This window comes from Nonomuraea sp. NPDC050153 (assembly GCF_044460125.1).
In the GTDB taxonomy this organism is placed as follows: domain Bacteria; phylum Actinomycetota; class Actinomycetes; order Streptosporangiales; family Streptosporangiaceae; genus Nonomuraea.
Window position 1 is genome coordinate 12,092 of sequence record NZ_JBITJQ010000026.1, and the last position, 25,693, is coordinate 37,784.

The window sequence follows — 25,693 nt, forward strand, 5'->3', positions numbered from 1 at the left end:
CCGCCGGAAACTGTCACCCCGGAGCGGGCGATCCGGCCCTCCGAAAACTGTCACTCCCGGGCGATAAGGTGCCCGGCATGGCAGAACCCGAGTCCCCCGTGACCGCCGACGACCTCGACGAGGCCGTCCGGCTGGCCGTCGCCACCCTCCGCCAGGCGCCCGACGGCGTGTGGGACGGCAGGGCCGGCTCGCTGGAGTGGTCGTGCTGGGAGACGGTCGAGCACCTGGCCGACGACCTGTTCGCCTATGCCGCACAGCTCGGGCTCAGGATGCCGCCGCTGGACACCTACGTCCCGTTCGTCCTGGAGCGCCGCAGGCCGGAAGGCCCTGCCAACACCATCCGCGCCGACCGCGAGGCGGGCCCCGCCGGGCTGCTGCAGGTGCTGGAGTCGTGCGGCGCGCTGCTGTCCTCCATGGTGCGGACCACGCCGCCGGAGGTGCACGCCCACCACGGCTTCGGCGCGGCCGACCCGGAGGGCTCCGCCGCGATGGGCATCGTGGAGACCCTCGTCCACACCCATGACCTGGCCGAAGGGCTCGGGCTGGCGTGGGCGCCGCCGTCCGGGATGTGCGCCCGGGTGCTGGCGCGGCTGTTCCCCGACGCCCCGCGCGACACGGATCCGTGGGCCACCCTGCTGTGGTCCACCGGGCGCGCCGACCTCCCCGGCCACGAGCGCCCGGTGAAGTGGCGCTGGTACAGCGCGCCGCGGCCCTGACCGGCGCGCTCCGCTAAACGTCAGACCTCAGACGATCAGATCGTCGAACTCGCCGTCCTTGGCCCCGAGGACGAACGCCGTGATCTCCGCCTGGGTGTAGACCAGCGCGGGGCCTTCGGGAAAACGAGAGTTACGCATGGCTATCTCCCCCGTGGGCAGGTTCGCGACTTCGACGCAGTTGCCGTTGGGGTTGCTCCGCTTGCTCTTGCGCCAGACGACGGGAAGGCGGCCGGCGGGCGTTCCGTTCCGGAACTCATGCATGGGGGCAGCTCCTCGCGATCTTACGGATGCACGTGCATCCGCGTTTGCGAGGAGACAATACGGTAACGCGTCGGTCTCCATATAGCGGACGACCAAAAAACCCAATATGGGGTGAGTCACAGGAATATCAGCAGCTCATCGGGAAAGCAGGCGTTCCAGGAAGCGCCTGGTCTCCTTGGGCTCCTCGGCCTGGATGCTGAGCCGGTCCATGACCTCCATGTAGTTATCGGAGTCGGCCGATTTGTCCAGATAGAGGGCGCTGGTGAGCTGCTCCATGTAGACGACGTCGGGCAGCTCGGGCTCGGGGAAGCGCAGGATGCTGAACGGGCCCCCGGCCGCCGCGTGGCCGCCGCGGTCGAACGGCATGAGCTGCACGGTGACGTTGCGTTCGGCCGTGAGGTCGAGCAGGTGGGCGAGCTGGGCGCGCATGATCTCGGGGCTGCCGAGCGTGCGGCGCACCACGGCCTCGTCGATCACCGCCCAGACCGTCAGCCCGCTGCCCAGCCGGTTCTGCCGCGTGGTGCGCACCGCCACGCGCCGGTCGAGCTCCGCCCTCGGGGCGGTCTCGTGGGCCAGCTCGATCACGGCCCTGGCGTAGTCGGGGGTCTGGAGGAGGCCGGGCATGAACTGGTTCTCGTACGTACGGATGCTGGAGGCCGCGCCTTCGAGCCCGATGTAGACCTCGAACCAGTTCGGGAGCACATCGCCGTATTTATGCCACCAACCAGGGGCGTTGGCCTGCTTGGCCAGGACGAGGAGCGGTTCACGTTCGGCGGGGTCGGTGACGCCGTAGAGGGTGAGCAGATCGGCCACGTCCCGCTGCTTGAAGCTGACCTGGCCGAGCTCCAGCCGACTGATCTTGGCGTGAGATGCGCGAATCGAGTACCCGGCGTCCTCGCGCGAGATACCCTTCTCCGTGCGGAGCCTGCGCAGTTGAGTGCCGAGCAGGATCCGCAGCACCGTCGGGCTCCCCGGCGAATGGTTGAGAAGCTTCCCTTCCGCGCCCTCTGCGCTCACCCTGCCACTCCTAGATCATCTGCACGTGCAGATGCGATTCGCATCCGTAAACGACGAAAAGTCTTGCATCGGTAAGCACTCCCCGTAAAGATGGGCATTGGATCACCAGACCGCGCTTCGGGGGCCAGAATGACGACTTTCGACGCTCGGCCGCAAGCCGCCATCGGTTCCCGGCCACCAGGATGGCTTTCTTCCATTCTCGTGGAGGGGCAAACCTGGGAGTGCGACGCGGTGTTCCCCTTTCATCAACGGGTCGCCCTGGAGCCCGCCTGCGTGGCGACGGCCCGGCGGTTCGTCGATCAGACGCTCACCACGTGGGGGACCTTGGGGCTGGCCTTCGACGCCCAGCTGGTGGTGTCGGAGCTGGTGACCAACGCGATGCGGCACGGCGGCGGAGCGGCGCAGCTGCGGCTGCTGTCGCACGGGGCGGAGCTGGCGTGCGTGGTGACCGACCACAGCCGGACCGTTCCCGTGGCGACGGCGCCCGACGTGTTCTCCGAGTTCGGGCGGGGGCTGCGGCTGATCGACGCCCTCTGCACCGCCTGGGGCTGGCTGTCTCCCGGCGACGCCCGCAAGCTCGTCTGGGCCGTACTCGCCGCCTGACAACATCCCTCCGGCCGCAGTGCGGCGGTGTCCTCATCGCCGCGCCCGGTCGAGCAGTTCGAGCACGTCGGCGTCGGTGAGCTGGTCGAAGTGCTCGTACCACTGGCCGACCGCCCTGAAGTCGATCGGCGTGCGCAGGACGATCACCTCGTCGGCCTCCTGGCGCAGCGAGGCGACGGTCTCGCGGGCCCCGACCGGCACGGCCAGGGTCACCTCGGCGGGCTTGGCCGTGCGGACGGCCCTGAGCGCGGCACGCGCGGTGCCGCCGGTGGCCAGGCCGTCGTCCACCACGATCACCTCGCGCCCCTCCAGCGCGGGCAGCGGGCGGTCGCCCCGGTAGGCGTGCACCCTGCGGGCCAGCTCGCGCCGCTCCCTCTCGACCACGTCCGCCACCGACTCGGGCGTCATGCCCAGGCGGCGCAGCAGCGTGTGGTCGAACACGGGCTCGCCGCCCTCGGCTATCGCGCCCACCCCCAGCTCGGGGGCGGGCGGATAGCCGATCTTCCGCGTCACGAGGACGTCGAGGGGGGCGCCGAGCCGGCGTGCGATCGGCAGGGCCACCGCCACGCCGCCGCGGGGCAGGGCGAGCACGACGGGGTCGCGCACGTCCTCCAACCGCTCCGCGAGCAGCTCTCCGGCCTGGGCCCGGTCTGCGAAGAGCTCCATGACCAGTGCCCTACCCGTTCGAACGCGCTCCTCGCCTCCCCTCCGGCGGCGGGGCCTTCAGGGCCGGTTCAGGCCCGAGCGGCGCATCTCCTTGGTGATGAGCTTCCACTTGTTCTGCTGCTCCTTGCGCAGGCGGGCGTCGGTCCTGGTGGCCATCCAGGCCGCCTCCCGCTGCAGCTTGCGCCAGCTCTCCAGCCGCCGCTCCGGCAGCTCGCCGCTCTCCAGCGCGACCAGCACCGCGCAGCCCGGCTCGCCGGAGTGCCCGCAGTCGCCGAACCTGCACCGCTCGGCCAGCGCCTCGATGTCGGAGAAGACCAGGTCGACGCCGTCGGCGATGTCGTAGAGGCCGATCCGCCGAATCCCGGGCGTGTCGATGACCAGCCCGCCCCCGGACAGCGGGATGAGCTCCCGGTGCACGGTGGTGTGCCGGCCCCGCCCGTCGGCGGCGCGCACCTGCTGGGTCTCCATGACGCTCTCCCCGGCCAGCGCGTTGACCAGGGTGGACTTGCCGGCTCCCGACGGGCCGAGGATCACGGCCGTACGGGACCCCTCCAGGTAGCTCGCGACCAGCGAGACCCCGTCCCCGAGCAGGGACGAGACCGCGTGCACGTCCACGCCGGGCGCGGCCACCCGGACGTCGGCGAGCAGCTGGTCGAGGCCGTCCTCGAACAGGTCGGACTTGGTGATGAGCACCACGGGCGTGCCGCCGGACTCCCAGGCCAGCGCGACGAGGCGCTCGATGCGGCCGAGGTCGGCGAAGTCCGTGGAGTGCATGGACGGCTCGGCCACGAAGACGACGTCGACGTTCGCGGCGAGCACCTGGCCCTGGCCGTCGCCGGACAGGCCGCCGATCGAGTCGCGGCTCACGCCGCCCCTGATGAACGCGGTCGTCCGCGGCAGGACCTCGTCGAGCTCGTGGCGGCCCTCCGGGAGCAGCCTGAGCGCGACCCAGTCGCCCACGCACGGCAGCGCGACCGGGTCGGCCGCCGACGCCCTGCGGACGCGGGCGCCGTACTTGACGTGAAGATGGCCCTCCGCCGTGATCACCTCGGCGGCGCCGCGGTCGACGCGGGCCACGCGGGCGGGGACGGTGTCAGCGGGCAGCTCGGCGGCGCGGAAGTCGGTCCAGCCGAGCAGGGAAAGATCGTGAGACAACGCAGTGAACCTTTGATCGAGAAGGAACCGGGCAGCTCAGCGGAGCCCGGAGAGGTGGACGAAGGGCATACGGAACAGGACGACCCGCATAGTCCTCACCTCCTCGATCAGCTGCCGCCGACTCTACGCACCCCTCCCGCAGGGACGCAATCGGATTAAGTATCGCGATCTGTTGAACCCTGTCAGGGCGGCTGGCCGTACCACCTGCCGACGGACCCGAGAAAGGGGAATGATGCACACCAGCACTTATCCCCCGCCCTCGGCCGACGGAGCCGCCCCCATGGGGAAGCCGCGTTTTCGACACTGGATCCGCCGCGTGCGGCCGGATGACGGGGTGCCAAATGACGAGGCGGCAGTGTCCGCGCTCTACCGGGAATATCACAGGCCGTTGCTGGCTTTTGTGATCAGGTTGACGGCGGGCGATCGGCAGTGGGCGGAAGACGTGGTGCAGGAGACCATGATCCGAGCCTGGCGCAGTGCGGAGCAACTCGATCCCGAGTCGGCCTCACTGATGCCCTGGCTCGCGACGGTCGCCAGACGTATCGTGATCGATGACCGGCGGCGCCGGGACGCCCGCCCTCGGGAGTCGGGTGACGGGCCGCTGGAGACGATGCCCGTACCCGACGAGATGGAGGGCCTGCTGCGCCAGGTGGTCGTGTCAGAGGCGCTGAAGGCGTTGTCGCCGGCACATCGCGAGATCCTCAACGAGACGATCTTGCGAGACCGGTCGGTCAACGACGCCGCCGAGGCGCTCGGCATCCCGGTCGGAACCGTGAAGTCCCGGGTCTACTACGCCGTCCGCGCGCTGCGGATCGCACTTGAGGAGAGGGGGGTGACGGCGTGACTTCGAGAGTCGAGCACACAGACGTGGGCGCGTACGCGCTCGGTCTGCTGGAGGAGGACGACAGGATGGCCTTCGAGGCGCATCTCCTGGGCTGCGCCCCCTGCCGCTCCGAACTGTCAGATCTTTCCGGCATGGCCAGCGTGCTGAGCGAGATCGGCCCGATGGAGGACTACGGGGAGCCCTCTCCCGAGCCGGTGATCGACATGCTCCAGCGCAAGAGGTCTGCCGACAGGAAGACCCGCAGGGGGACGTTCGTGATCGGGATCGCCGCGGCGGTCACGCTCGTGGCCGGCGGGCTGACGGTGGGCACGCAGCTCTCCGTCGGCGACGTCCCCCCGATCGCCCAGGAGCACTCCCACCTGGGCCCGGCCGAGCAGTTCTACGCCGACGGAAAGCCCGTCGAGGGGACGGGCGTCGACGGGGTCACCGGCGGGCTGGTGATCGAGTCGAAGGCCTGGGGCACGCACGCCGCGCTCAAGCTGGCCGGGGTGAAGGGGCCGCTCGAATGCGAGCTGGTCTCGGTCGGCAAGTCGGGCGAGCGCCGGGTGATGACCGGGTGGTCCGTACCTCCAGCCGGGTACGGAGTGCCGGGTTCGCCCGACCCGCTCTACATGCACGGCGGCAGCGCGACCCCGCTGAAGGACATCGACCATTTCGAGGTGGTGACCTCGGCAGGCAAGAAGCTGCTCACCATCAACGCCTGACCCATCAGGACCTCAAAGCCCTCCCACCGCTGGTGGGAGGGCTTTTTCATGCCTCCGGGCCAATGTGCAAAATTACGGATTCACGGGTTGAACCTCCCCCGGCGCCGGGCGCGTACTGCCTGCCGTACCAACCGGAATATCAAACCGTTTAAGAGGTTTAGCGATGTTCATCCGAAAGATCACGATTCCTGGCACACTGCTCGCCGCGGCCCTGCTCGCCTCCCCCGCCGCGCCGGCGAACGCCTCCGGTGACGACGTCTATCTCGCCGCCGGCCTGCGGGGCGCCAACGAGGTGGGCGTCAAGGGTGACGCCGACGGCCGTTCGACGGTCGTGATCAGGATCAGTGGGAACGAGGTCACGTTCGCGGCCCGCTGGAACAAGATCGACACGCCCACCGCCGGCCATGTCCACCTGGGCGCGAAGGGCGCCAACGGGGACGTCAAGCTTGAGTTCTTCACCAAGCCGCTCCCCGGCGGCGTGCTCGGCGTCACCGGCACCATCAAGGCCGACAACGAGCTGGTCAAGGCGCTCGTCGACAACCCCGGCGGCTTCTACGCCAACCTGCACGACGCCAAGCACCCCAAGGGCGCGGTCCGCGGCCAGTTCCACCGGCTGAACAAGCCGATCGACCTCAACGGCGTGCTGCAGGGCAGCAGCCGGGCCACGCTCTCCGCGCGCGCCGACGGGGCGCAGGAGGTGCGGGAGAACGACGGCAAGAAGCGCGGCGACCAGGACGGCCAGGCCGTGTGGTGGCTGCGTCCCGGCGGCTCGTCCATCGCGTACACGGCCTTCTGGTCGGGGCTCGGCGCGGTCACCAACGGCCACCTGCACAAGGGTTCCGCAGGTGGGAACGGTCCAGTGATCGCTGACCTGTTCGCGGGCGCCCTGCCGGAGAACCTGACCGGCGTCGCGGGCGAGGCCCCGGTCGCCGCCGGCGTCGTCAAGCGCGTCGCGGCCAACCCCGGCCGGTACTACGCGAACCTGCACACGTCCGACTTCGACGGCGGCGCCGTGCGCGGCCAGCTCTCCGACCGGCCGTTCACCCACCCGCGCGCCCTCACCGCCGAGGTGCTGCGCGGCGCGCAGATCTACTCCTGCACGGCGCAGCCGACCGGCGGGTACGCCTTCACCCAGCTCGGCGTCTCGGCCAAGCTGCGGCGCGGGATCGACCACTCGTTCGTCACGCCCGCCGCCGGCCCGCCGCAGTGGATCGCTCCAGACGGCAGCGCGGTGCGCGGCTCGGTCGTCACCAAGACGCCCAACGGCGACGGCAACATCCCCGAGCTGGTGCTGGACGCCACCCAGGCGGGCAAGGACAGCGGGCTGCTCGCGCACACCACGCAGATCCTGCGCCTGAACACCACGGGCGGCGTCGCCCCGTCCGGCGCCTGCACGCCGGGCTCCGAGGCCCGCGTCCCGTACGGGGCCGACTACCTGTTCCTCGGCTGAGGCCTTCCGGGGGGACGATTCGGTCCCGTCCCCCCGGAACGCCTTCCCCGGTCGATCCGGCCCACGTCCCCCGGGCCGCCGGTCGGCCACCGCGACGGGGCACTCCGGCCCGCCCCGCTCGCACCGAACGCCCCGCCGCACTCCGGGAGCCTGTGCGGCGGGGCGTTCGCCGTCCCTGCGGCGTCGGCGACATGGCGCGGGCCAGGGCAGGGGCCAGGGCAGGGGCCCGTGAGTCTTCAGGCCGGAAGCGAGAAAAGGGACAGCCGGCTGCCGGCTGTCCCTTTTGGTGCGCCCCGCCGTGGCGGGAATCGGCTACAGGCCCGGGGCGGGGAACTGCGCCGTGAGCTCGCTGACCTCGTGGTGCACGCGCGCGATGACGTCCTCGGCGTCCCCCTTGGCCAAGGCCGTGACGACCTCGTCCATCCAGGCGCCGATCTGGCGCATCTCGGCCTCGCCCATGCCACGGGAGGTGACGGACGGCGTGCCGATGCGGATGCCGGACGGGTCGAACGGCTTGCGGGGGTCGAACGGGACCGTGTTGTAGTTGGTCTCCAGCCCTGCCCGGTCGAGCGCCTGGGCGGCGGGCTTGCCGCCGATGCCCTTGGGCGTGAGGTCGAGCAGGATCAGGTGGTTGTCGGTGCCGCCGGAGACCAGGTCGAACCCGCGGGAGGCGAGCTCGTCGGCCAGGGTCTTGGCGTTGGCGACGACCTGGTGGGCGTAGTCGCGGAACGACGGCTGGGCGGCCTCGTGGAGCGCGACGGCGATGGCGGCGGTGGTGTGGTTGTGGGGGCCGCCCTGCAGGCCGGGGAAGACGGCCTTGTTGAGCGCCGTGGCGTGCTCGTCGCTCGTGGCCATCAGCATGGCGCCGCGCGGGCCGCGCAGCGTCTTGTGCGTGGTCGTGGAGATCACGTCGGCGTGACCCACCGGGGACGGGTGCGCGCCGCCCGCCACCAGGCCGGCGATGTGGGCGATGTCGGCGGCCAGCACGGCCCCGACCTCGCGGGCGATCGAGGCGAAGCCCTCGAAGTCGATCGTGCGCGGGATCGCGGTGCCGCCGCAGAAGATCAGCTTCGGCCGGTGCTCCAGGGCGAGCTGACGCACCTCGTCGAGGTCGATGCGGCCGGTGTCCTTGCGTACGCCGTAGCGCACCGGGTTGAACCACTTGCCGGTGGCGGAGACGGACCAGCCGTGCGTGAGGTGGCCGCCGAACGGCAGGCCCATGCCCATGACGGTGTCGCCCGGCTGCAGGAACGCCATGTAGATCGCGAGGTTGGCCGGCGAGCCGGAGTAGGGCTGGACGTTGGCGTGGTTGACGCCGAACAGCGACTTGGCCCGCTCGATGGCCACGGTCTCGATCTGGTCGATGACCTGCTGGCCCTCGTAGTAGCGCTTGCCCGCGTAGCCCTCGGAGTATTTGTTGGTGAGGACGGTGCCGGTGGCCTCGAGCACGGCCTTGGACACGTAGTTTTCGGACGCGATGAGCTTGACGGTGTCGGCCTGGCGCCGCTCTTCCGCCTTGATGAGCTCGGCGATCTGCGGGTCGACGCTCGCGAGAGAACTCATGATTCTCCTGTCATCGTTGACAATTGCGAAGACCCAGGCGCACGGCCTCCGCTCCTTTCGCTCCCCGGTGGTCGATCCCACCAAATGCGCCAGTCGCGTCTCTTCGTAGACGATAGCGGATGTCACCGAACCCCATCCCGCGCGTCACGACGGGGTGACGGAGCACCGGCGGGCGGCCCGGACGGCGGCACGCTCTCGCGCGGCTCGCGCGCGAGGGTGCAGGGCATGCGCCTCCGTGTCGGGAGGACCTATTTCGTCCGGCTGACGCCCGGCCAGAGCCGGTCCACCTCGGCGTTCAGGATGGCCCCGATGAGCACGGCCAGGGCGGTGATGTAGAGCCAGAGGAGCACGGCGATGGGAGCGGCCAGAGACCCGTAGACGGACACGGGCGAGAACCAGGCGGCCAGCACGGCCCGCAGCACCGCCGCGCACACGATCCACAGGAACAGCGCCAGGATCGCGCCGGGCAGCTCCCGATACCACTTGGTCCGCACCGGCACGCTGACGTGGTAGAGCACGGTCAGGAACAGGACCGAGCCGATGATCACGACCGGCCAGTAAAGGATGTCGATGAGGACGGCGTACTGGCCGGGCAGGGCGTCCCTGAGCAGGGTCGGCCCGATGACCAGGATCGGCATGACGATGATGCCGATGATCAGGCCGATGACATAGAGGCCGAACGACATCAGCCTGGTGCGGATGATGCCGCGCTCCTCGCCGAGCCCGTAGGCGACGGAGATGAGGTCGACGTACACGTACAGGGCCCTGGAACCGGACCAGAGCGACAGCAGGAAGCCGACCGAGATGATCGACACCTTGCTCGCGTCGTCGCTGAGCACGTCGGTGAGCAGCGGGTTGATCACCTTGTTGACGGCCTCTTCGGTGAACAGCACGCCGGCCTGCTCGATCACCCACGCCTTGACCTGGGCGACCACGCTGGAGCCCAGCCACGTGCCGAGTTTGGCCAGCACGCCGATCAGGCCCAGCACGAAAGGCGGCAGCGACAGCAGCGCGAAGAACGCCGCCTCGCCCGCCAGGCCGGTGACCCGGTAGGTGACGCCGGCGTTGGTGGCCGCGCGGACGATCGCCCACGACTTCGTGTCGAGCACCCAGCTCAGCCTGGCCCTGGCGTGGGAGACGAGCCCTCTCTTCGGCCGGGGAGGAGCATCGGTGGACGTCATGGCACCCAACGGTATTCGCAGTGACTCTTCGGGACAGCTTACGTCCCAGGCACTGCCCTAGTCGTTGTCAACGATGCGCGCGCCCAGAGGAAGCAAAGAAACGGGGATGAGTTTGAGGTTCGCGATGCCCATCGGGATGCCGATGATCGACAGGAACAGCGGGATCGAGGTCACGACGTGGCCGATGGCGAGCCAGATGCCGGCGACCACGCACCAGATGACGTTGCCGATCAAGGAGAACGCGCCCGCGTCGGGGTCGCGTACGACGGTCCTGCCGAACGGCCACAGCGCGTACGCCGCGATCCGGAAGGACGCGATGCCGAACGGGATCGTGATGATCAGGATGCAGCAGATGATCCCGGCCAGCGCGTAGCCGGCGGCCAGCCAGAGTCCCGCGAAGATCAGCCAGATGACGTTCAGAATCGTGCGCATAATCACAGGATGTCACCGGCCGCGCCGCCCGCGTCATCCGGCAAGACCCTGACTTCACCCTGACCTGGGGGCCCGCCCCTTGCCAGGGGGCCCGGCGAATGCCTGCGCGATCTCCATCCAGGCCCGCGCGGGCTCGCCGGTCAGCTCCAGCGCGGTGTCGGACAGGTGGACGCGCTGGGTGGCGACCAGGCAGAAGTCGAGGACGGTGCCGCGGACCAGGCCGTCCGCGCCCTCGGGCCCCGCCGTCCACGTGGTCCCGTCCGGCATGGCCAGCTCGGCACGCACGCTCTCCTCGGGCACCGGCAGGCCGCGTACGGCGAAGCTGTAGGGCCGGGCGCGGAAGCCCATCGTGGCCACGTGGCGCAGCCGGGCCGTCGGCTCCCTGGCGACGCCGAGCGCGTCGGCCACGTCCTGGCCGTGCGCCCACGTCTCCATCAGCCGCGCGGTCACGAAGGAGGCGGCCGACATGGCGGGGCCGAACCACGGCACCCGCTCGCGCGGGTCCAGCGTCGCGAACGCCTCCAGGCTGCGGGCGCGGGCCGCGCGGAACCACGCGCGCAGCTCGGCCGGCGGCATCCCGCGCGCCTCCACGGCGAGGTCGTCCACGGACGTGAAGCCCGCCAGCGAGGCCCGATAGCCCTCGGGGTCGGTGGCGGCCCGCACGGCGGCGTCGTCGAACCAGGCCAGATGGCTCACCTGGTCGCGGACCGCCCAGCCCTCGGCGGGCGTGGGCCGCTCCCAGTCGTCGTCCCTCAGCGGCTGGAGCAGGGCTTCGAGGGACGCGGTCTCGGCACGCAGGTCATCGAGCAACTCGCCCATGAGATCCACGCCCGCCAGCCTAACCCGAACAACGTTCTAGGAGAATAATCGCCAGTGTGATCTGCGACAGCTGCAAGGACAAACGCCACGAGGACTGCCGCGGCGGCTCCTGGTGCGACTGCCAGCACCAGGTCCAGGAGAAGCCGCACGAGCCCGAGCTGAGCTGGAAACGGCAGGGCTGACCGAGCTGGACAGTCCCACACTCTGGACCCTGTCTTGGACATACGGGACGGCCAGAGTATCTTCTAGGTATGCCAGCGGACCCCATGCTCGTCGGTCGACGCCACGTCGACCTTCTGCGTGTCCGCAGTGCCATCTGTTGCGACGCCCGCCTGTAACCCCATCCTTTTCTGCCGCTGAGCGCGTCGCACTCCTCCTCTCCACCCCTGCCCTCGATGACGAGGCAGGAGGAACCCTGCGCGCGCCCATGATCCGAAGGACGCGCAATGAGCACCCCTGCCAGCCGCACACCTGCCAGCCGGCATCACAAACGCCCGCGCGGCGAAGGCCAGTGGGCTCTCGGTTACCGTGAGCCGCTCAACAAGAACGAAGAGAACAAGAAGAACGACGACGGCCTCAACGTCCGCCAGCGCATCATCGACATCTACTCCAAGCGGGGCTTCGACTCGATCGACCCGGCCGACCTGCGTGGCCGCATGCGCTGGTACGGCCTCTACACCCAGCGCAAGCCCGGCATCGACGGCGGCAAGACCGCCATCCTGGAGCCGGAGGAGCTCGACGACCGCTACTTCATGCTGCGGGTGCGCATCGACGGCGGCCAGCTCGACCTGACCCAGCTGCGCACGATCGCGGACATCTCCAACGAGTACGGCCGCGGCACCGCCGACCTGACCGACCGCCAGAACATCCAGCTCCACTGGATCGAGATCGAGTCGGTGCCGGACATCTGGGAGCGCCTGGAGGCCGTGGGCCTGTCCACCACCGAGGCGTGCGGCGACACCCCGCGCGTGATCCTGGGCTGCCCGCTGGCCGGGATCGACGCCGACGAGGTGCTCGACGCGACCGAGCAGATCAGCGAAGTGCAGGAGCGGGTCGTGGGCAACCCGGCGTACTCCAACCTGCCCCGCAAGTTCAAGTCGGCGGTGAGCGGCTGCCCGGCGCACTGCACGGTGCACGAGATCAACGACGTGGCGTTCGTCGGCGTGGTCGACGAGCAGGGTGAGACCGGCTACGACCTGTGGGTCGGCGGCGGCCTGTCGACCAACCCGATGCTGGGCAAGCGGCTCGGCGTGTTCGTCCGGCCGGACCAGGTGGCCGACGTCTACGAGGGCGTGATCGGGATCTTCCGCGACTACGGCTACCGGCGGCTGCGGCACCGCGCCCGCATCAAGTTCCTCGTCAACGACTGGGGGACGGAGAAGTTCCGGGAGATCCTGGAGACCGAATACCTCAAGGAGGCACTGCCCGACGGCCCCGCCCCCGGGCAGCCGCGCGGCAGCCGCCGCGACCACGTTGGCGTCTTCCCGCAGAAGGACGGCAACTTCTACGTCGGCTTCGCGCCCAAGGTGGGCCGGCTCGACGGCGACAGGCTGCACCTGATCGCCGACATCGCCGAGCGGCACGGCTCCGGCCGGGTCCGCACCACCGTCGAGCAGAAGATGGTCATCCTCGACGTCACCCCCGACCAGGTCGACTCGATCGTGGCCGAGCTGGAGGCGAACGACCTGCGCGTCCGGCCGTCCACCTTCCGCCGCCAGACGATGGCCTGCACCGGCATCGAGTACTGCAAGCTGGCCATCGTCGAGACCAAGGCCACGGCCGCCGACCTGATCGACGAGCTGGAGCGGCGGCTGCCGACGTTCGACGAGCCGCTGACGATCAACGTCAACGGCTGCCCCAACTCCTGCGCCCGCATCCAGGTCGCCGACATCGGCCTCAAGGGCCAGCTCGTGGTGGACGAGAACGGCGACCAGGTCGAGGGCTTCCAGATCCACCTGGGCGGCTCCCTCGGCGTCAACGCCGGTTTCGGGCGCAAGGTGCGCGGCCTCAAGACCACCGCCAAGGCGCTGCCCGACTACGTGGAGCGCGTCGTCAAGCACTACGACGCCCAGAAGAAGGACGGCGAGTCGTTCGCCGACTGGGTGCAGCGGGCCGACGAGGCGGATCTCAAATGAGCGAGCGAGCGGTCCCGTTCCACTGCCCCTACTGCGGCGACGAGGACCTCGAACCATACGAGGGGGACGGCGGCTGGTACTGCCGCGCCTGCGCTCGCGCCTTCAAGCTGAAGTTTCTCGGGATCGGAGTGAAGATATGACGCTGGTGGACATCGAGGTCGGCCTGAAACAGCAGCGCGGGACCCTTGACCTGCAGGACATCGTCGAGTCCGCCGCGACGTTCCTCGAGGGCGCCCCCGCCCGCGAGATCATCCGCTGGGCGGCGGCGACGTTCGGCGACCGGCTGTGCCTGACCTCCTCGATGAGCGACGCCCTCCTGATCGACCTGGTGAGCAGGGTCAAGCCCGGCGTCGACGTGCTGTTCATCGACACCGGCTACCACTTCGCCGAGACGATCGGCACGCGGGACGCGGTGCGGCAGGTCTATGACGTCAACGTGATCGACGTGAAGCCGTCGCGGACGGTCGAGGAGCAGGACCGCGACCTCGGCCCGCGCCTGTTCGGCCGCAACCCCGACCTGTGCTGCTACCTGCGCAAGGTCGAGCCGCTCAACCGGGCGCTGGAGCCGTACCTCGCGTGGGTCTCCGGCATCCGCCGCGACGAGTCCCCCAGCCGCACCGGCACCAAGGTCGTCGAGTGGGACGCCAAGCGGCAGATGGTCAAGGTCAACCCGATCGCGGCCTGGACCCAGGACGACGTCGACAACTACATCGCCGACAACGGAGTGCTGATCAACCCGTTGCACTACGACAACTACCCCTCGATCGGCTGCGCGCCGTGCACGCGGCAGGTCGCGGAGGGAGAGGATCCGCGCAGCGGACGCTGGGCGGGCCTGGGGAAGGTCGAATGCGGCATTCACCTGTGATCCCCAGCAGGGGACCCGTCCCGTTGGCAGACGGGACAGCCCCCGGCCGCGTGCCACTGGTGGCGGTGGCCCACGGGTCGCGAGATCCGCGTGCCGCCGCCACCGTGGCCGCGCTGCTCGACCAGGTGCGTCTGGCGCGCCCTGAGGTGCCCGTAAGGGTGGCGTACCTCGACCACTGCACCCCGAGCCTGGGGCAGGCGCTGAGCGGGCTCCAGGAGGCCGTTGTGCTGCCGCTGCTGCTCACCGAGGCCTACCACAGCCGGGTGGACCTGCCGGCGGCGCTCAACGAGGTCCGGGCGCGCGATCCGCGGCTGCGCGTCCACTACGGCACCACGCTGGGGCCGCACCCGCTGCTGCTGACGGCGCTGGAGCGGCGCCTGGCCGAGGCGGGCGTGCGCGCCGGCGACCCGGAGACCGCGGTGGTGCTGGTGTCGGCGGGTTCCAGCGACGCCAGGGCCAACGCGGTGATCGCGAGCCAGGCGCGGGAGTGGCGGCGTTCCGGCTGGTGGACGGTGTCCCCCGCGTACGCCTCGGCCGCCGACCCGTCGCCCGCCGAGGCGGTGGCCGCGCTCAGGCGCGCGGGCGCGCCGCGGGTGGCCGTCGCGCCGTACCTGCTGGCGCCCGGTCACTTCGCGGACAAGGTACGGCTGACGAGCCTGGATGCCGGGGCCGCGGTCGTGCCGGACGTGCTCGGCCCGGCGCCGGAGCTGGTGGAGGTGCTCCTGGAACGTTACGAGGCGGCCCAGCGGCAGCCGGTGTCCTCCCTGGTCGGCTGAGCCGGGGTCAGTAGCCCCACCGGTCGCCGCGGCCGTCGCCGCGCACCTGCCTGCCCAGCTCACGGGCCTGCCGGTTCAGCTCGCGGGTCTCGTGGCGCATCTGCCTGCCCAGCGCCCGCCAGTCCTCGCCGTGCAGCCGCCGCCAGTGCTCCCGCCAGGCCGCGAACCCGCGCTGCACCGGCTGCGCCTGCGAGTCGCCGATCACCTTGACGTCGCCCATCACCGCGTACGCGCGCACGCGCACCACCGGGACGTTCATGCCGGGGGCCGCCTGGAGGACGTTCACCTTCTTGTCGCCCATGACGGCCATGCCGTCGAGGTCCACGTTCACGCCGTCGGGCACGATGATCTTCACGTCGCCCATCACGGAGACGGCCACGATGTCCACCACGTCCGTGCGCACCTCGGCCTCGCGCAGGTCGAGCAGCACGTCGCCCATCACGGCCACCGCGCCGAGCTCCTGGTCGATCTGCCAGGTCCCGCGCCGTTTGGAGTCGCCCATGACGCCCACGAACCACCGCCGCTTGCGGCCCGCGGGCACGGGGGCGGGCGCCGGTGCGGGCCTGGCTCCCGCCGGCAGGTCCTGGGTGAGCAGGGCCAGCTCGGCGTGCGTGGTCGCGGTGTAGGCGGCCTCCGTACGGTCGGTCAGCTCGGCGAGCGTCAGCCTGCCCTCGACGGACGCGACACGGAGCTGCTCGACGACGGCCTCGCGCTCGGCGTCCGACGCGCGGAGCTCACCGGGATCAGTCATACTCGCAACATATCGCGTCTTGCCGGGATTGCGACTCCTACCCCAGAAGGAAAACTTGTCATCCCTTGTGGGTGTTTGAACCTAGAAGCCGCTTTGGCGCGTACCAAGCGATGACACGGGGCTCTGGCTTGGCCCGGGGCGCGGCCGGACCAGGCTAGGGTCCCTGTCATGCATGAGGAACAGCTCTACCGCGCGGCGTTGAACGGCGAGCCTGACACGGTGGGCAAGCTGCTCGCCGGCGGTGCCGATCCCAACAGCCCAGGTGAGGAGGGGCTGCCGCTGTGCGCGGCCGCCTCCTGGGACCGGGTGGAGGTGATCGGCGCGCTCCTGACGGCCGGCGCCGACGTGAACGGCCGGGAGGAGGGCGGCTGGACGGCGCTGCTCTGGGCCGCCTCCAACGGCCACGCCGCCGCCGCCAGGGCGCTGATCGAGGCGGGCGCGGAGGTCGACGCGGCCAACGAGTCCGGCGACACCCCGCTCACGCTGGCCGCCAGGCGCGGCGCGCTGGGCGTGGTGCAGGTGCTGCTCGAGGCGGGCGCCGATCCCGAGAAGTACGACGGTGACGGCGACATGCCGGTCGACATCGCCGCCTCCTGGGTGGGCGTGCATCTGGAGAGCGCGCTGCTCGACCAGATCGAGAAGGAGGGCTGGGAGTACGTCGTGGCCCGCCAGTACGCCAAGGACGGCACCGAGCTGGTCACGGTGGCCGGGCGCTCGGCCGACGGCTCGGAGAGCGAGCAGGTGCAGGCGCAGCGCGGCCACGCCGCCGTCGCGACCCTGCTGGAGGACGCGGCGGGCACGTACACGCCGGTGGAGCAGCTCGTGGCGCGGGCCGTCGCGCACCGCGACATCGACGAGGACGCCGAGACCTGGTGGATCGTGGCCGACTCGCTGGGCAGGCGGGCGGACGACGAGACGTACGAGGCGCTGGTCCGGCTGTGCGGGAGCGAGGACTCCAGGGAGCGGGAGTTCGGGGTCGACGCGATCGCCCAGTTCGGGTTCGCGGAGGGGGCGAAGCCGTACCTGGAGACGACGCTGCCGCTGCTGCAGAAGATGGTCACCACGGAGGGCAACCCGCAGGTGCTGCGCTCCGTCCTGGCCGCGCTCGGGCACCAGGGGGATCCCCGTGCGCTGCCGTACGTGCTGGACGTCATCGGGCGGCCCGGGCACAAGCGCACGATGACGGACGCCATCGCGCTGGCCGACGTGCTGCCGCCGGACCACGAGGAGGGGCTGGCGCTGCTGATCGAGATGACGCTGGACGATGACACGGAGGTCTGCGACTGGGCCACCGCCGGGCTCGCCGGGCTGTCCGAGGACACGCCCCGCATCCGTGAGGCCCTGGCCGCCCGCCTCGCCGACGCCGACCTCCGCACGGTGGCCGAGGCCACGCGCGGGCTGCTGACGCGGGGTGACGAGCGGGCCGCGCAGGGCGTTGAGCGGGTGCTGGCCGAAAGCGAGGACGAGTACGAACGCGACCTCGTCACCCAGCCCGTCACCGGCTGACCCGCGCCCGTCCGCCGGGCCGGGGAGCCCTCAGTCGCCGTTGAGCACGCGCGTCACCCATTCCAGGGTGCCGGTGCACAGGGCCTCCTCGGCCAGCCGTTTCCCCGTCGGGGTCGTCAGGGCGTCCAGGGAGCTGTCGATCCAGCCCTGGACGTTCTGGTGTCCCTGCTCCCGGTATTCGATCGCCTGGATGAGGCATTCCAGCTTGTCCGCGTCCCGGGCGCAGACCGCTTCGAGGCTGGCCTTCTCCTCGTACTCCCCCACCGCGTCGGCGACCATGTCCGCCACCTCCGCGGGCAGGCCGCGCATCTGGTCGGCGGTGACTTCCTCGTTGGAGGCGGCTCTGAGGTAGCGCTTGCCGATGTACGGGATGTCGGTGATGCGGGTTTCCTGGGTGTCGTGGAAGAGGCTCATGAACGCGGCCCGCTCCGGATTCGCGCCTTCGAGCCTCGCGATCACACCGGCGATGACGGCCGCGCGGAACGAGTGCTCGGCGATGCTCTCCGGGTCCCGTACGCCCGCCACCAGCCACCCGGTCCGCTTGTAGCGCTTGAGCAGACCGAACTCGTACAGAAGTCCCGCCAATCCCGTCACGTCGTCCATCATGAGGACCCCTCTCTCGTCATACGGCAAATGCCGTGGCCGTTTCCTGGCCACGGCATTTGTCATCGACCGTTTCTCCGAAAACGGGAGCTGTTTTCGCTCACCGTCTAATCGCGGAAGAAATCCCGCCAGTCGTTGCCGTTGGGCCACCAGCTGTCGTCGCGGCCCTGGTCGCCCTGGTCGCTCTTGTCGCCCTTGTCGTCCTTGTCACCCCGGTCCCAGTCCTGGTCGGCCCAGTCCCAGTCGTCGTCCTTGACCGGCTCCTCCTTGACCGGATCCTCCTTGACGGGCTCCTCCTTGACGGGAGGCGCCTGCACCGTCGGCGGTGGCGTGTGGTGCACCGGACGGTGGTGGTGACGCGGACGACGGATGCGGATGATCTCGTCGTCATCGTCGCGGTGGTGGTGACGGCCGCCCCAGCCCCACGGGCCACACCAGGGACGCCAGCATCCTCCCCATCCACGGCCGCGGCCGCAGTGCTTGCCACAGAGCGGCGGCTTCTCCCCCGAGAAGACCTCGACGCCCGTCTGGACGGCGACGCTGCTGGGCACTGCGCTCGCCGCGGCCGCCAGACCCGTGGGAAGGAGCAGGGAGCCGACGATGGCGCCGGCCAGAGTTAGTGTCGCGGCCCGCCCATGGCGTGGCGTCCGCGATTGCCGACTTTCAGTGTTCACGTGCATTCGTTTCCGTTCATGGGTAGATCGGCCCGAAATCCAACGCCCACTGTCTAACCGCAGGCGCTCAGACAGGGGCAGACGTACCCATGGGAAGATTCTCGGCTAACTCCGTAAACCCAAATAACCTGTCAAAGCCAGGAGGGGCAATTAAACAATGATTTTGCGGTCACATAGTGCCCTCAAGTCGTATTACACCGCATTTCCCGCCGAATTCCCCCACAATGGACAGCAAGGTCGGCGGTCACGGGCCGGAGAGCGCCGGGGCCGCGGCCAGGACGTCCCTGGCCAGCGCCAGGTCGCCGGCCAGTTCGGCCGGGAACGCGGCGGGCTCTCCCCTGCCGCCCAGCAGGAAGCAGAACGTGACCACGTCCGCCGTGATGTGGGCGTCCGGCTCGCCGGGCCGACCGTCCTCCACGCCCAGCGGCACCTGCCATTCGCCCCCGCCCGCGCCCGTCAGCGTGAGGTGGAGGGTGCGGCCGGAGCCGTCCATGCCCGACAGGAGCATCGTCCAGGGCAGCAGGCGGGCGCACAGGTCCGCGGTCGGGCGGATGTGGTCGGCGACGGGGTCGGGCAGGCGCACCTGGGCCGTCTGGGCGGCGTCGGCGGTGTGGATCCAGGTCTCCAGGCTCCGCGCCAGGAGGTGGTCGAGCACCGGGACCTCCATGCCGTCCAGGGTGGCCGGGGTCGTGGGCGGCAAATCGGCCAGGTGGCGGCAGAGGGCGTCGGCCTGGGCCCGCCAGTCCCTTCTCGTCTGCTCGGGGCTGCGGGCGCGCTCGTACGCCTGTACGTCGTTCGTACGTCCCAGCGAGTCGGTCGCGCCCATGGGCGGCCCCAGCACGGGGGCGCCGACGGAGGCGGCCAGGAGGCCGTCCTTGGCGGCCAGGTGGGCCACGAGTTCCTGGAGGGTCCAGCCCTCGACGATCACGCGCGACCAGTCGTCGTCCACGGCCGAGGCCAGCAGCGCGTCCATCGCCGCCACCCGGCCCGCGTACGGCTCCGCCCAGGCCGCGGTGGGGGCCGCGGGCCTGCGCCGTGCCCTGGCCCCGGCCAGGAACTGGGGCCGCAGCGAGCGGGCCGGCACCTCCGGGTCCTCCATCATCGCGTCCAGGTAGAGGCGCTCGACGGGGTCCATTACACCTCTTCCTCCGCAAGCGCGTCCGCCAGGCGTCTCAGCGCCAGCCGGATGCGCGATTTGGCCGTGCCCTCGGGCACGCCCAGCTCCTCGCTCACCTGCCGGTAGGTCCGGCCGCCGAAGTAGGCGAGCTCGACCGCCTCCCGGAGGCCCTCGGGAAGGGCGGTCACCGCCTGCCGTACCCGTTTGGCCTCGTCCGAGGCCAGGACCGTGTCCTCCAGTCTGTCAGGTTCGCGCTCGAACAGTCTGGGCCCGAGCGCCGACACCCGGCGCCGCTCCTCGGCGCGCACGTGGTCGACCGCGCGGCGGTGCGCGATCGTCGCGAGCCAGGCGCGTAAGGTGCCGCGGTCCGGGTCGTAGGACAGAGGACGCTCCCAGAAGACCAGGAACACCTCTTGAGTGATGTCCTCGGCGATCACCCGGTCCCTGGTGACCCGCAGCGCGAGCCCGAAGATCAGCGGGGAGAGCCGATCATAGACCTCGCCCAGCGCGGACTCATCGCCGCCGACCACCCGCTGGTGCAGCAGGCGGTCGTCGTACGGTGCCTCCACTGGCACCACGCTCCCGTGTAATCCGGACCAAGGCGGCGGGTGCGCCGCGACCCGAGCATGTCACTATTCGCCGGAAAAGTAGAGCCGGATGACCGACCGGGCCGCTCTTTGTGGGCTCGCGATAAGGTCGGAGGACCAGTACGGAGGGAGCACACGCCAATGGCCACCACTCGCACCGCCACCACCCAGTGGAAGGGCGCCCTGCTCGACGGTTCGGGCACCGTATCGCTCGACACCTCGGGCGTCGGCACGTTCGAGGTCTCCTGGCCGTCCAGGGCCGAGGCGGCCAACGGCAAGACGTCCCCGGAGGAGCTCATCGCGGCCGCCCACTCCTCCTGCTTCTCGATGGCGCTCTCGCACGGGCTGGCCGGCGCCGGCACGCCGCCGGAGTCCCTGCAGACCAGCGCCGACGTGACGTTCCAGCCGGGTGAGGGCATCACGGGCATCGTGCTCACGGTGAAGGGCCACGTTCCCGGCATCTCGGCCGAGCAGTTCCAGGAGGCCGCCGAGACGGCGAAGGCCAACTGCCCGGTCAGCAAGGCCCTGACGGGCACCACGATCACGCTCCACGCCGAGCTGCTCTGACGGTCTCCGCGACCTGCCCGGCACGTGGCCGGGCAGGCGGAGGCCCCGGTACGGAGGGCGATCGGCGCATTGAGAGACCAAGAGCGTGTTCGCGTGCGACAATTGGGCCACATGCGCGAGGTCTGGCCGGGCGAGCCCTATCCACTCGGCGGCACCTGGGATGGCGTTGGCACCAGCTTTGCGGTGTTCTCCGAGGTCGCCGAGCGAGTCGAGCTGTGCCTTTTTCATGACGACGGCACCGAGGAGCGCGTCGACCTGCCCGAGGTCGACGGGTTCGTCTGGCACGGCTACCTGCCGGGCATCCAGCCGGGCCAGCGCTACGGGTTCCGCGTGCACGGGCCGCACGACCCGGCCCAGGGCCACCGGTGCAACCCCGCCAAGCTGCTGCTCGACCCCTATGCCAAGGCCATCGACGGCGAGCTGACCTGGAACCAGGCGCTGTTCCCCTACTACTTCACCGATCCCTCCCGGCGCAACACCGAGGACAGCGCCCCCTACATGCCGAAGAACGTGGTCATCAACCCGTTCTTCGAGTGGGGCAACGACCGGCCGCCGCGCATCCCGTACCACCAGACCGTGATCTACGAGGCCCACGTGCGCGGGCTCACCATGCGCCACCCCGACGTGCCGCCCGACCTGCGCGGCACGTACGCGGGCGTGGGGCATCCGGCGATCATCGACCACCTGCTGTCGCTCGGGGTGACGGCGGTCGAGCTGATGCCGGTCCACCACTACATCCCCGAGCACTTCCTGGTCGCCCGCGGGCTGACCAACTACTGGGGCTACAACACCATGGCCTACCTGGCGCCCCACGGCGGCTACTCCAGCGCGGGGACGCGGGGGCAGCAGGTGCTGGAGTTCAAGGCGATGGTGCGGGCGCTGCACGAGGCCGGCATCGAGGTCATCCTCGACGTCGTCTACAACCACACGGCCGAGGGCGACCACATGGGGCCCACGCTGGGGTTCCGGGGGATCGACAACGCCGCCTACTACCGGCTGCACGACGGCGACCGGCGCTACTACCTCGACTACACGGGGTGCGGAAACTCCCTCAACGTACGCTCGCCGCACGCCCTGCAGCTGATCATGGACTCGCTGCGTTACTGGGTGCTCGACATGCACGTCGACGGGTTCCGCTTCGATCTGGCGTCGGCGCTGGCCAGGGAGCTGCACGACGTCGACCGGCTGAGCGCGTTCTTCGACCTGATCCAGCAGGACCCGGTGATCTCGCAGGTCAAGCTGATCGCCGAGCCGTGGGACGTGGGGCCCGGCGGCTACCAGGTCGGGAATTTCCCGCCTTTGTGGACGGAGTGGAACGGCAAATACCGGGATATCGTGCGAGATTTCTGGAGGGGCACGCATTCCGCGCTCCCCGAGTTCGCCTCCCGCCTGACCGGCTCCGCCGACCTCTACGAGTCCTCCGGCCGCCGCCCCGTCGCCTCGATCAACTTCGTGACCTGCCACGACGGTTTCACCCTCGCCGACCTGGTCTCGTACGACCACAAGCACAACGAGGCCAACGGCGAGGACAACCGCGACGGCACCAATGACAACCGCTCCTGGAACTGCGGCGCCGAGGGCCCCGTCGAGGACCCCGCCGTCGTCCAGCTCCGCCGCCGCCAGCGCCGCAACTTCCTGGCCACCCTGTTCCTGTCGCAGGGCGTGCCCATGCTCTCCCACGGCGACGAGCTCGGCCGCACCCAGCGCGGCAACAACAACGCCTACTGCCAGGACAACGAGCTGGCCTGGGTCGACTGGTCGATGGTCCACACGGAGCCGGAGCTGCTGCAGTTCGTCAGGGCGCTGTCGAAGCTGCGCCGCGAGCACCCGGTCTTCCAGCGCCGCCGCTTCTTCCACGGCCGCCACCCCGACGACGGCAAGCGCGACCTGGTCTGGCTCACCCCGGGCGGCACGGAGATGACGTCGGGCGACTGGCACATCGGCTACGCCAAGTCGCTCATGGTCTACCTCAACGGCGAGGCCATCACCGAGCCGGGGCCGCGGGGCGAGCGGATCGTGGACGACTCGTTCCTGCTGCTCATCAACGCCCACCACGAGAACATGCCGTTCACCCTGCCGGGCGAGGAGTGCGGCACCGGGTGGGTGCCCGTGCTCGACACCAGCCACGACACGATGGAGGAGCCGTTCATCGACGAGGGCTGGCAGGCCGGCGACCTCGTCGCCGTCACGGCCCGCTCCCTCCAGGTCCTCCGGCAGCCGCGCTCGCGGTGAGCAGCACCAGCGCGAACGTCGCCACCCCCGCCAGGCCGTGCAGCGTCACCGCCAGCACCGGGAAGCGGCGCCCGCCCATCTTGTGCCGCCCGGCCCCGAGCCAGCGCGTGAACATCACGAACCCCAGCAGCGCCGCCACCGCCAGCCCCCCGAACGCGGCCCACGCCAGCGTCCTGCTCCCGGTGACCAGCCCGCCCACCCAGCACACCAGCGCCGACACGGCCACCGCGGGGTGGGCGCACACCAGCGCGACGGGGAAACGGGTGACCTTGGCCCGGCGCAGCCCGTCTCCGGAGAGCCAGTGGCAGAGCAGGTACACCCCGGCGAGCGCGGCGATCGTCCACGCGACAGCGGTGACCAGACCCACAGGGCCTCCCCTCCCCGATCCCCTGCCGTCACGGTAAGCACGCGAACGCCTGCGCGTCCTTGGATACACAAAAGCGCTATACGCCCCATTTCCCGAAATACCCACCCGGACGGCCACCCGGGCCGCAGGACAGGCGTCAGGCGGACCGCCGGACGGCGCTGCGGGCTCTCCCGTTCGGTGGGTTGTCGGTGGGGTGTGCCAAGGTAGAGGGGTGCGGCGCATCCATCCCGACATACAGGACAACCCGGATATCGTGCAGGCATACGCCTACCCCGAGGGCCGGCCGTGGCTGCGGCTCAACATGGTGGCCAGCGCCGACGGGGCGGCGTGGCTGAAGGGCCGTTCGGGCGGGCTGTCGAGCGCCGGTGACAGGCGGATCTTCCAGGTCCTGCGCGGCCTGGCCGACGTCGTCCTCGCGGGCGCCGCGACCGTGCGCAAGGAGGGGTACGGCCCCGTCCCTCCGCGTGACTCGTGGGCCGAGATCCGGGTGGGCAGGCCGGAGGTGCCGCCCATCGCGGTCATCACCCGCGGCATGGACTTCGACCTCGACGACGAGCTGTTCACCGAGGCCCCCAGCCGGACGATCGTGATCACCTGCGAGGCCGCCCCGCACGAGCGGCGCAAGGCGGCGGCCAGGCACTGCGACGTCATCGTGGCCGGGGGCGAGAGCGTCGACCTGCCACTGGCCGTCACGGAGCTGCACGGGCGCGGGTTGACCAGGATCCTGTGCGAGGGCGGCCCCAGGGTCAACGCCCAGCTCGCGGCGCACGACCTGGTCGACGAGATGTGCCTGTCGATCAGCCCGCTGCTGGTCGGCGGCGGCGCGGCCCGCGTGCTCAACGGCGAGCCCGCGCAGGTGACACTGGGCCTCAGCCAGGTGCTGGAGGAGGAGGGGGTCCTCTTCTGCAAATACACGAGGGAGCAGAGCCATGACCGAGCCGTCTCAGCCCGCTGAGCCCGCCGAGCCCGCCGAAGAGCAGCCGGTGCCCGATCTGCCGGTGCGCCCGCCGGTGCCGCCGATGCTGGCCAAGCCGGTCAAGGCCATGCCCAAGCAGAACGGCTCGCTGTTCTACGAGCCGAAGTGGGACGGTTTCCGGTGCATCGTGTTCCGCGACGGCGACGAGGTCTATCTGGGCAGCCGCAACGAGCGGCCGTTCACGCGCTACTTCCCTGAGCTGGTCGAGGCGGTCCGGGCCGAGCTGCCGGACAGGTGCGTGGTGGACGGCGAGATCGTGCTGCCGATGGGGTCGCAGCTCGACTTCGACGCGCTGCAGCAGCGCATCCATCCGGCCGCCTCGCGGGTGAAGCTGCTGTCGGAGCGGACGCCGGCCCAGTTCGTCGCGTTCGACCTGCTGGCGCTGGGCGACGAGTCGCTGATGGAGGCGCCGTTCTCGGAGCGCCGCGCGCGGCTTGAGGGGATATTTCCGGAAAAAGGCGGGTCCATTCGGCTGACCCCCGTCACGACCAGCGACGAGCGGGCGGCCGAGTGGTTCGAGACGTTCGAGGGCGCGGGGCTCGACGGCATCATCGTCAAGCCGGGCGACCAGCCGTACGTGCCCGACAAGCGCACGATGTTCAAGGTCAAGCACGAGCGCACCGCCGACGTGGTGATCTGCGGCTACCGCGAGCACAAGTCGGGCCCGATCGTCGGGTCGCTGCTGCTCGGCCTCTACGGCGACGACGGCCGGCTGCACCACGTGGGCGTGGCGGCCTCGTTCCCGATGGCCCGCCGGGCCGAGCTGGTCGAGGAGATCAAGCCGTACATCGCGGAGCTGAGCGAGCACCCCTGGGGCCACTGGGCCGAGCAGGCGACGGCCAACATCGGCCAGCCCGCCGCCGGGCCCGCGACCGGCGGGCAGCGGGTGCCCGGCGCGGTGTCGCGGTGGAACGCCAAGAAGGACCTGTCGTTCATCCCGCTCAGGCCGGAGCTGGTGATCGAGGTGGCCTACGACCAGATGGAGGGCGACAGGTTCCGGCACACGGCGCAGTGGCGGCGGTGGCGGCCCGACCGCACGCCGGAGTCGTGCACGTACGAGCAACTCGAACGTCCGGTGAGTTACAACCTGGACGACATCCTTGCCCGGTAGCCGAGTGCCCCGTTA

At 70.4% G+C, this 25,693-nt stretch carries 30 protein-coding genes; 16 read left to right on the forward strand and 14 right to left on the reverse strand.

Annotated features, from left to right (window positions below; translation table 11 throughout):
* Positions 1-77 precede the first annotated feature (77 nt).
* Positions 78-716, forward strand: coding sequence for a DinB family protein (locus ACIBQ1_RS42735; RefSeq protein WP_397286312.1), 639 nt, complete (start codon positions 78-80; stop codon positions 714-716).
* Between the two features lie 27 nt (positions 717-743).
* On the opposite strand, the gene ACIBQ1_RS42740 is transcribed toward ACIBQ1_RS42735, so the two are convergent.
* Positions 744-977, reverse strand: coding sequence for a DUF397 domain-containing protein (locus tag ACIBQ1_RS42740; RefSeq protein ID WP_127935054.1), 234 nt, complete (start codon positions 975-977; stop codon positions 744-746).
* Positions 978-1,112: 135 nt separating this feature from the next.
* Positions 1,113-1,994: a helix-turn-helix domain-containing protein gene (locus ACIBQ1_RS42745; RefSeq protein WP_397286314.1), complete on the reverse strand. Its 882-nt coding sequence runs from the start codon at positions 1,992-1,994 to the stop codon at positions 1,113-1,115.
* Between the two features lie 201 nt (positions 1,995-2,195).
* On the opposite strand from ACIBQ1_RS42745, the gene ACIBQ1_RS42750 reads away from it, so the two are divergent.
* Positions 2,196-2,597 carry an ATP-binding protein gene (locus ACIBQ1_RS42750; RefSeq protein WP_397286316.1) on the forward strand — a complete coding sequence of 134 codons (402 nt, stop codon included), beginning with the start codon at positions 2,196-2,198 and terminating at the stop codon, positions 2,595-2,597.
* 33 nt (positions 2,598-2,630) lie between these two features.
* Here ACIBQ1_RS42750 and ACIBQ1_RS42755 read toward each other — a convergent pair whose 3' ends face one another.
* Together ACIBQ1_RS42755 and rsgA are read right to left on the reverse strand one after the other, a co-directional pair.
* The gene (locus ACIBQ1_RS42755) at positions 2,631-3,263 is read right to left on the reverse strand and encodes a phosphoribosyltransferase (RefSeq protein ID WP_397286318.1); all 633 of its coding nucleotides are present in this window, start codon (positions 3,261-3,263) and stop codon (positions 2,631-2,633) included.
* A 57-nt stretch (positions 3,264-3,320) separates the two neighbouring features.
* Positions 3,321-4,418 carry a ribosome small subunit-dependent GTPase A gene (gene rsgA / locus ACIBQ1_RS42760; protein WP_397286320.1) on the reverse strand — a complete coding sequence of 366 codons (1,098 nt, stop codon included), beginning with the start codon at positions 4,416-4,418 and terminating at the stop codon, positions 3,321-3,323.
* 280 nt (positions 4,419-4,698) lie between these two features.
* Between rsgA and ACIBQ1_RS42765 the strand changes: the two genes are divergently transcribed.
* From ACIBQ1_RS42765 to ACIBQ1_RS42775, 3 genes are all read left to right on the forward strand, one after another.
* The gene (locus ACIBQ1_RS42765) at positions 4,699-5,262 is read left to right on the forward strand and encodes a sigma-70 family RNA polymerase sigma factor (protein ID WP_397286322.1); all 564 of its coding nucleotides are present in this window, start codon (positions 4,699-4,701) and stop codon (positions 5,260-5,262) included.
* Positions 5,259-5,966 carry an anti-sigma factor family protein gene (locus ACIBQ1_RS42770; protein ID WP_397286324.1) on the forward strand — a complete coding sequence of 236 codons (708 nt, stop codon included), beginning with the start codon at positions 5,259-5,261 and terminating at the stop codon, positions 5,964-5,966. Before ACIBQ1_RS42765 ends, ACIBQ1_RS42770 begins: the two co-directional genes overlap by 4 nt.
* A 163-nt stretch (positions 5,967-6,129) precedes the next feature.
* A complete protein-coding gene (locus tag ACIBQ1_RS42775; RefSeq protein WP_397286326.1) occupies positions 6,130-7,416 on the forward strand; it encodes a CHRD domain-containing protein in 1,287 nt (428 codons plus the stop codon).
* Between the two features lie 312 nt (positions 7,417-7,728).
* On the opposite strand, the gene glyA is transcribed toward ACIBQ1_RS42775, so the two are convergent.
* The 4 genes from glyA to ACIBQ1_RS42795 form a co-directional block, all read right to left on the reverse strand.
* Complete coding sequence (gene glyA, locus ACIBQ1_RS42780) at positions 7,729-8,979, reverse strand: serine hydroxymethyltransferase (RefSeq protein WP_397286328.1); 1,251 nt, start codon at positions 8,977-8,979, stop codon at positions 7,729-7,731.
* A 248-nt stretch (positions 8,980-9,227) separates the two neighbouring features.
* Positions 9,228-10,160 carry a YihY/virulence factor BrkB family protein gene (locus tag ACIBQ1_RS42785; protein WP_397286330.1) on the reverse strand — a complete coding sequence of 311 codons (933 nt, stop codon included), beginning with the start codon at positions 10,158-10,160 and terminating at the stop codon, positions 9,228-9,230.
* Between the two features lie 57 nt (positions 10,161-10,217).
* Complete coding sequence (locus tag ACIBQ1_RS42790; protein WP_397286332.1) at positions 10,218-10,592, reverse strand: YccF domain-containing protein; 375 nt, start codon at positions 10,590-10,592, stop codon at positions 10,218-10,220.
* Positions 10,593-10,646: 54 nt separating this feature from the next.
* The gene (locus tag ACIBQ1_RS42795; RefSeq protein ID WP_397286591.1) at positions 10,647-11,411 is read right to left on the reverse strand and encodes a TIGR03084 family metal-binding protein; all 765 of its coding nucleotides are present in this window, start codon (positions 11,409-11,411) and stop codon (positions 10,647-10,649) included.
* Positions 11,412-11,467: 56 nt separating this feature from the next.
* Between ACIBQ1_RS42795 and ACIBQ1_RS42800 the strand changes: the two genes are divergently transcribed.
* The 6 genes from ACIBQ1_RS42800 to ACIBQ1_RS42825 all read left to right on the forward strand — a co-directional run bounded on the left by ACIBQ1_RS42800 (position 11,468) and on the right by ACIBQ1_RS42825 (position 15,187).
* A complete protein-coding gene (locus ACIBQ1_RS42800) occupies positions 11,468-11,593 on the forward strand; it encodes a hypothetical protein (protein ID WP_397286334.1) in 126 nt (41 codons plus the stop codon).
* A gap of 69 nt (positions 11,594-11,662) precedes the next feature.
* The gene (locus ACIBQ1_RS42805) at positions 11,663-11,749 is read left to right on the forward strand and encodes a putative leader peptide (RefSeq protein ID WP_397286592.1); all 87 of its coding nucleotides are present in this window, start codon (positions 11,663-11,665) and stop codon (positions 11,747-11,749) included.
* A 108-nt stretch (positions 11,750-11,857) separates the two neighbouring features.
* Positions 11,858-13,546 carry a nitrite/sulfite reductase gene (locus ACIBQ1_RS42810; protein WP_397286336.1) on the forward strand — a complete coding sequence of 563 codons (1,689 nt, stop codon included), beginning with the start codon at positions 11,858-11,860 and terminating at the stop codon, positions 13,544-13,546.
* Positions 13,543-13,686, forward strand: a complete 144-nt coding sequence (locus tag ACIBQ1_RS42815) for an Insertion element protein (protein ID WP_185077756.1) — start codon at positions 13,543-13,545, stop codon at positions 13,684-13,686. Before ACIBQ1_RS42810 ends, ACIBQ1_RS42815 begins: the two co-directional genes overlap by 4 nt.
* The gene (locus tag ACIBQ1_RS42820; RefSeq protein ID WP_397286338.1) at positions 13,683-14,411 is read left to right on the forward strand and encodes a phosphoadenylyl-sulfate reductase; all 729 of its coding nucleotides are present in this window, start codon (positions 13,683-13,685) and stop codon (positions 14,409-14,411) included. Before ACIBQ1_RS42815 ends, ACIBQ1_RS42820 begins: the two co-directional genes overlap by 4 nt.
* Positions 14,412-14,434: 23 nt before the next feature.
* Positions 14,435-15,187 carry a sirohydrochlorin chelatase gene (locus ACIBQ1_RS42825; RefSeq protein WP_397286340.1) on the forward strand — a complete coding sequence of 251 codons (753 nt, stop codon included), beginning with the start codon at positions 14,435-14,437 and terminating at the stop codon, positions 15,185-15,187.
* A gap of 7 nt (positions 15,188-15,194) precedes the next feature.
* Here the strand turns inward: ACIBQ1_RS42825 and ACIBQ1_RS42830 are convergent, their stop codons facing one another.
* Positions 15,195-15,938, reverse strand: coding sequence for a DUF1707 domain-containing protein (locus tag ACIBQ1_RS42830; RefSeq protein WP_397286342.1), 744 nt, complete (start codon positions 15,936-15,938; stop codon positions 15,195-15,197).
* Between the two features lie 168 nt (positions 15,939-16,106).
* On the opposite strand from ACIBQ1_RS42830, the gene ACIBQ1_RS42835 reads away from it, so the two are divergent.
* Positions 16,107-17,444 (forward strand): ankyrin repeat domain-containing protein, encoded by a 1,338-nt coding sequence (locus tag ACIBQ1_RS42835; protein ID WP_397286344.1) that lies wholly within the window; start codon positions 16,107-16,109, stop codon positions 17,442-17,444.
* A 30-nt stretch (positions 17,445-17,474) separates the two neighbouring features.
* On the opposite strand, the gene ACIBQ1_RS42840 is transcribed toward ACIBQ1_RS42835, so the two are convergent.
* The 4 genes from ACIBQ1_RS42840 to ACIBQ1_RS42855 all read right to left on the reverse strand — a co-directional run bounded on the left by ACIBQ1_RS42840 (position 17,475) and on the right by ACIBQ1_RS42855 (position 20,407).
* Positions 17,475-18,047 carry an HD family hydrolase gene (locus tag ACIBQ1_RS42840; protein ID WP_397286593.1) on the reverse strand — a complete coding sequence of 191 codons (573 nt, stop codon included), beginning with the start codon at positions 18,045-18,047 and terminating at the stop codon, positions 17,475-17,477.
* Between the two features lie 107 nt (positions 18,048-18,154).
* On the reverse strand, positions 18,155-18,721 hold the full coding sequence (locus ACIBQ1_RS42845; protein ID WP_397286346.1) for a hypothetical protein: 567 nt from the start codon (positions 18,719-18,721) through the stop codon (positions 18,155-18,157).
* A 244-nt stretch (positions 18,722-18,965) separates the two neighbouring features.
* The gene (locus ACIBQ1_RS42850; protein WP_397286348.1) at positions 18,966-19,856 is read right to left on the reverse strand and encodes a maleylpyruvate isomerase family mycothiol-dependent enzyme; all 891 of its coding nucleotides are present in this window, start codon (positions 19,854-19,856) and stop codon (positions 18,966-18,968) included.
* Positions 19,856-20,407 carry a sigma-70 family RNA polymerase sigma factor gene (locus ACIBQ1_RS42855; RefSeq protein ID WP_397286350.1) on the reverse strand — a complete coding sequence of 184 codons (552 nt, stop codon included), beginning with the start codon at positions 20,405-20,407 and terminating at the stop codon, positions 19,856-19,858. The genes ACIBQ1_RS42850 and ACIBQ1_RS42855 overlap by 1 nt, the downstream gene beginning before the upstream one ends.
* A gap of 159 nt (positions 20,408-20,566) precedes the next feature.
* Here ACIBQ1_RS42855 and ACIBQ1_RS42860 point away from each other — a divergent pair, with 159 nt between their 5' ends.
* Both ACIBQ1_RS42860 and glgX read left to right on the forward strand, forming a co-directional pair.
* Positions 20,567-20,992 carry an OsmC family protein gene (locus tag ACIBQ1_RS42860; RefSeq protein ID WP_397286352.1) on the forward strand — a complete coding sequence of 142 codons (426 nt, stop codon included), beginning with the start codon at positions 20,567-20,569 and terminating at the stop codon, positions 20,990-20,992.
* Between the two features lie 111 nt (positions 20,993-21,103).
* Positions 21,104-23,224, forward strand: a complete 2,121-nt coding sequence (glgX, locus tag ACIBQ1_RS42865) for a glycogen debranching protein GlgX (protein WP_397286594.1) — start codon at positions 21,104-21,106, stop codon at positions 23,222-23,224.
* Here the strand turns inward: glgX and ACIBQ1_RS42870 are convergent.
* The gene (locus tag ACIBQ1_RS42870; RefSeq protein ID WP_397286354.1) at positions 23,178-23,591 is read right to left on the reverse strand and encodes a hypothetical protein; all 414 of its coding nucleotides are present in this window, start codon (positions 23,589-23,591) and stop codon (positions 23,178-23,180) included. The genes glgX and ACIBQ1_RS42870 overlap by 47 nt on opposite strands.
* 211 nt (positions 23,592-23,802) lie before the next feature.
* Here ACIBQ1_RS42870 and ACIBQ1_RS42875 point away from each other — a divergent pair, with 211 nt between their 5' ends.
* The gene (locus ACIBQ1_RS42875) at positions 23,803-24,546 is read left to right on the forward strand and encodes a pyrimidine reductase family protein (protein ID WP_397286356.1); all 744 of its coding nucleotides are present in this window, start codon (positions 23,803-23,805) and stop codon (positions 24,544-24,546) included.
* On the forward strand, positions 24,521-25,678 hold the full coding sequence (locus ACIBQ1_RS42880) for an ATP-dependent DNA ligase (protein WP_397286358.1): 1,158 nt from the start codon (positions 24,521-24,523) through the stop codon (positions 25,676-25,678). The genes ACIBQ1_RS42875 and ACIBQ1_RS42880 overlap by 26 nt, the downstream gene beginning before the upstream one ends.
* The last annotated feature ends 15 nt before the right edge of the window (positions 25,679-25,693 follow it).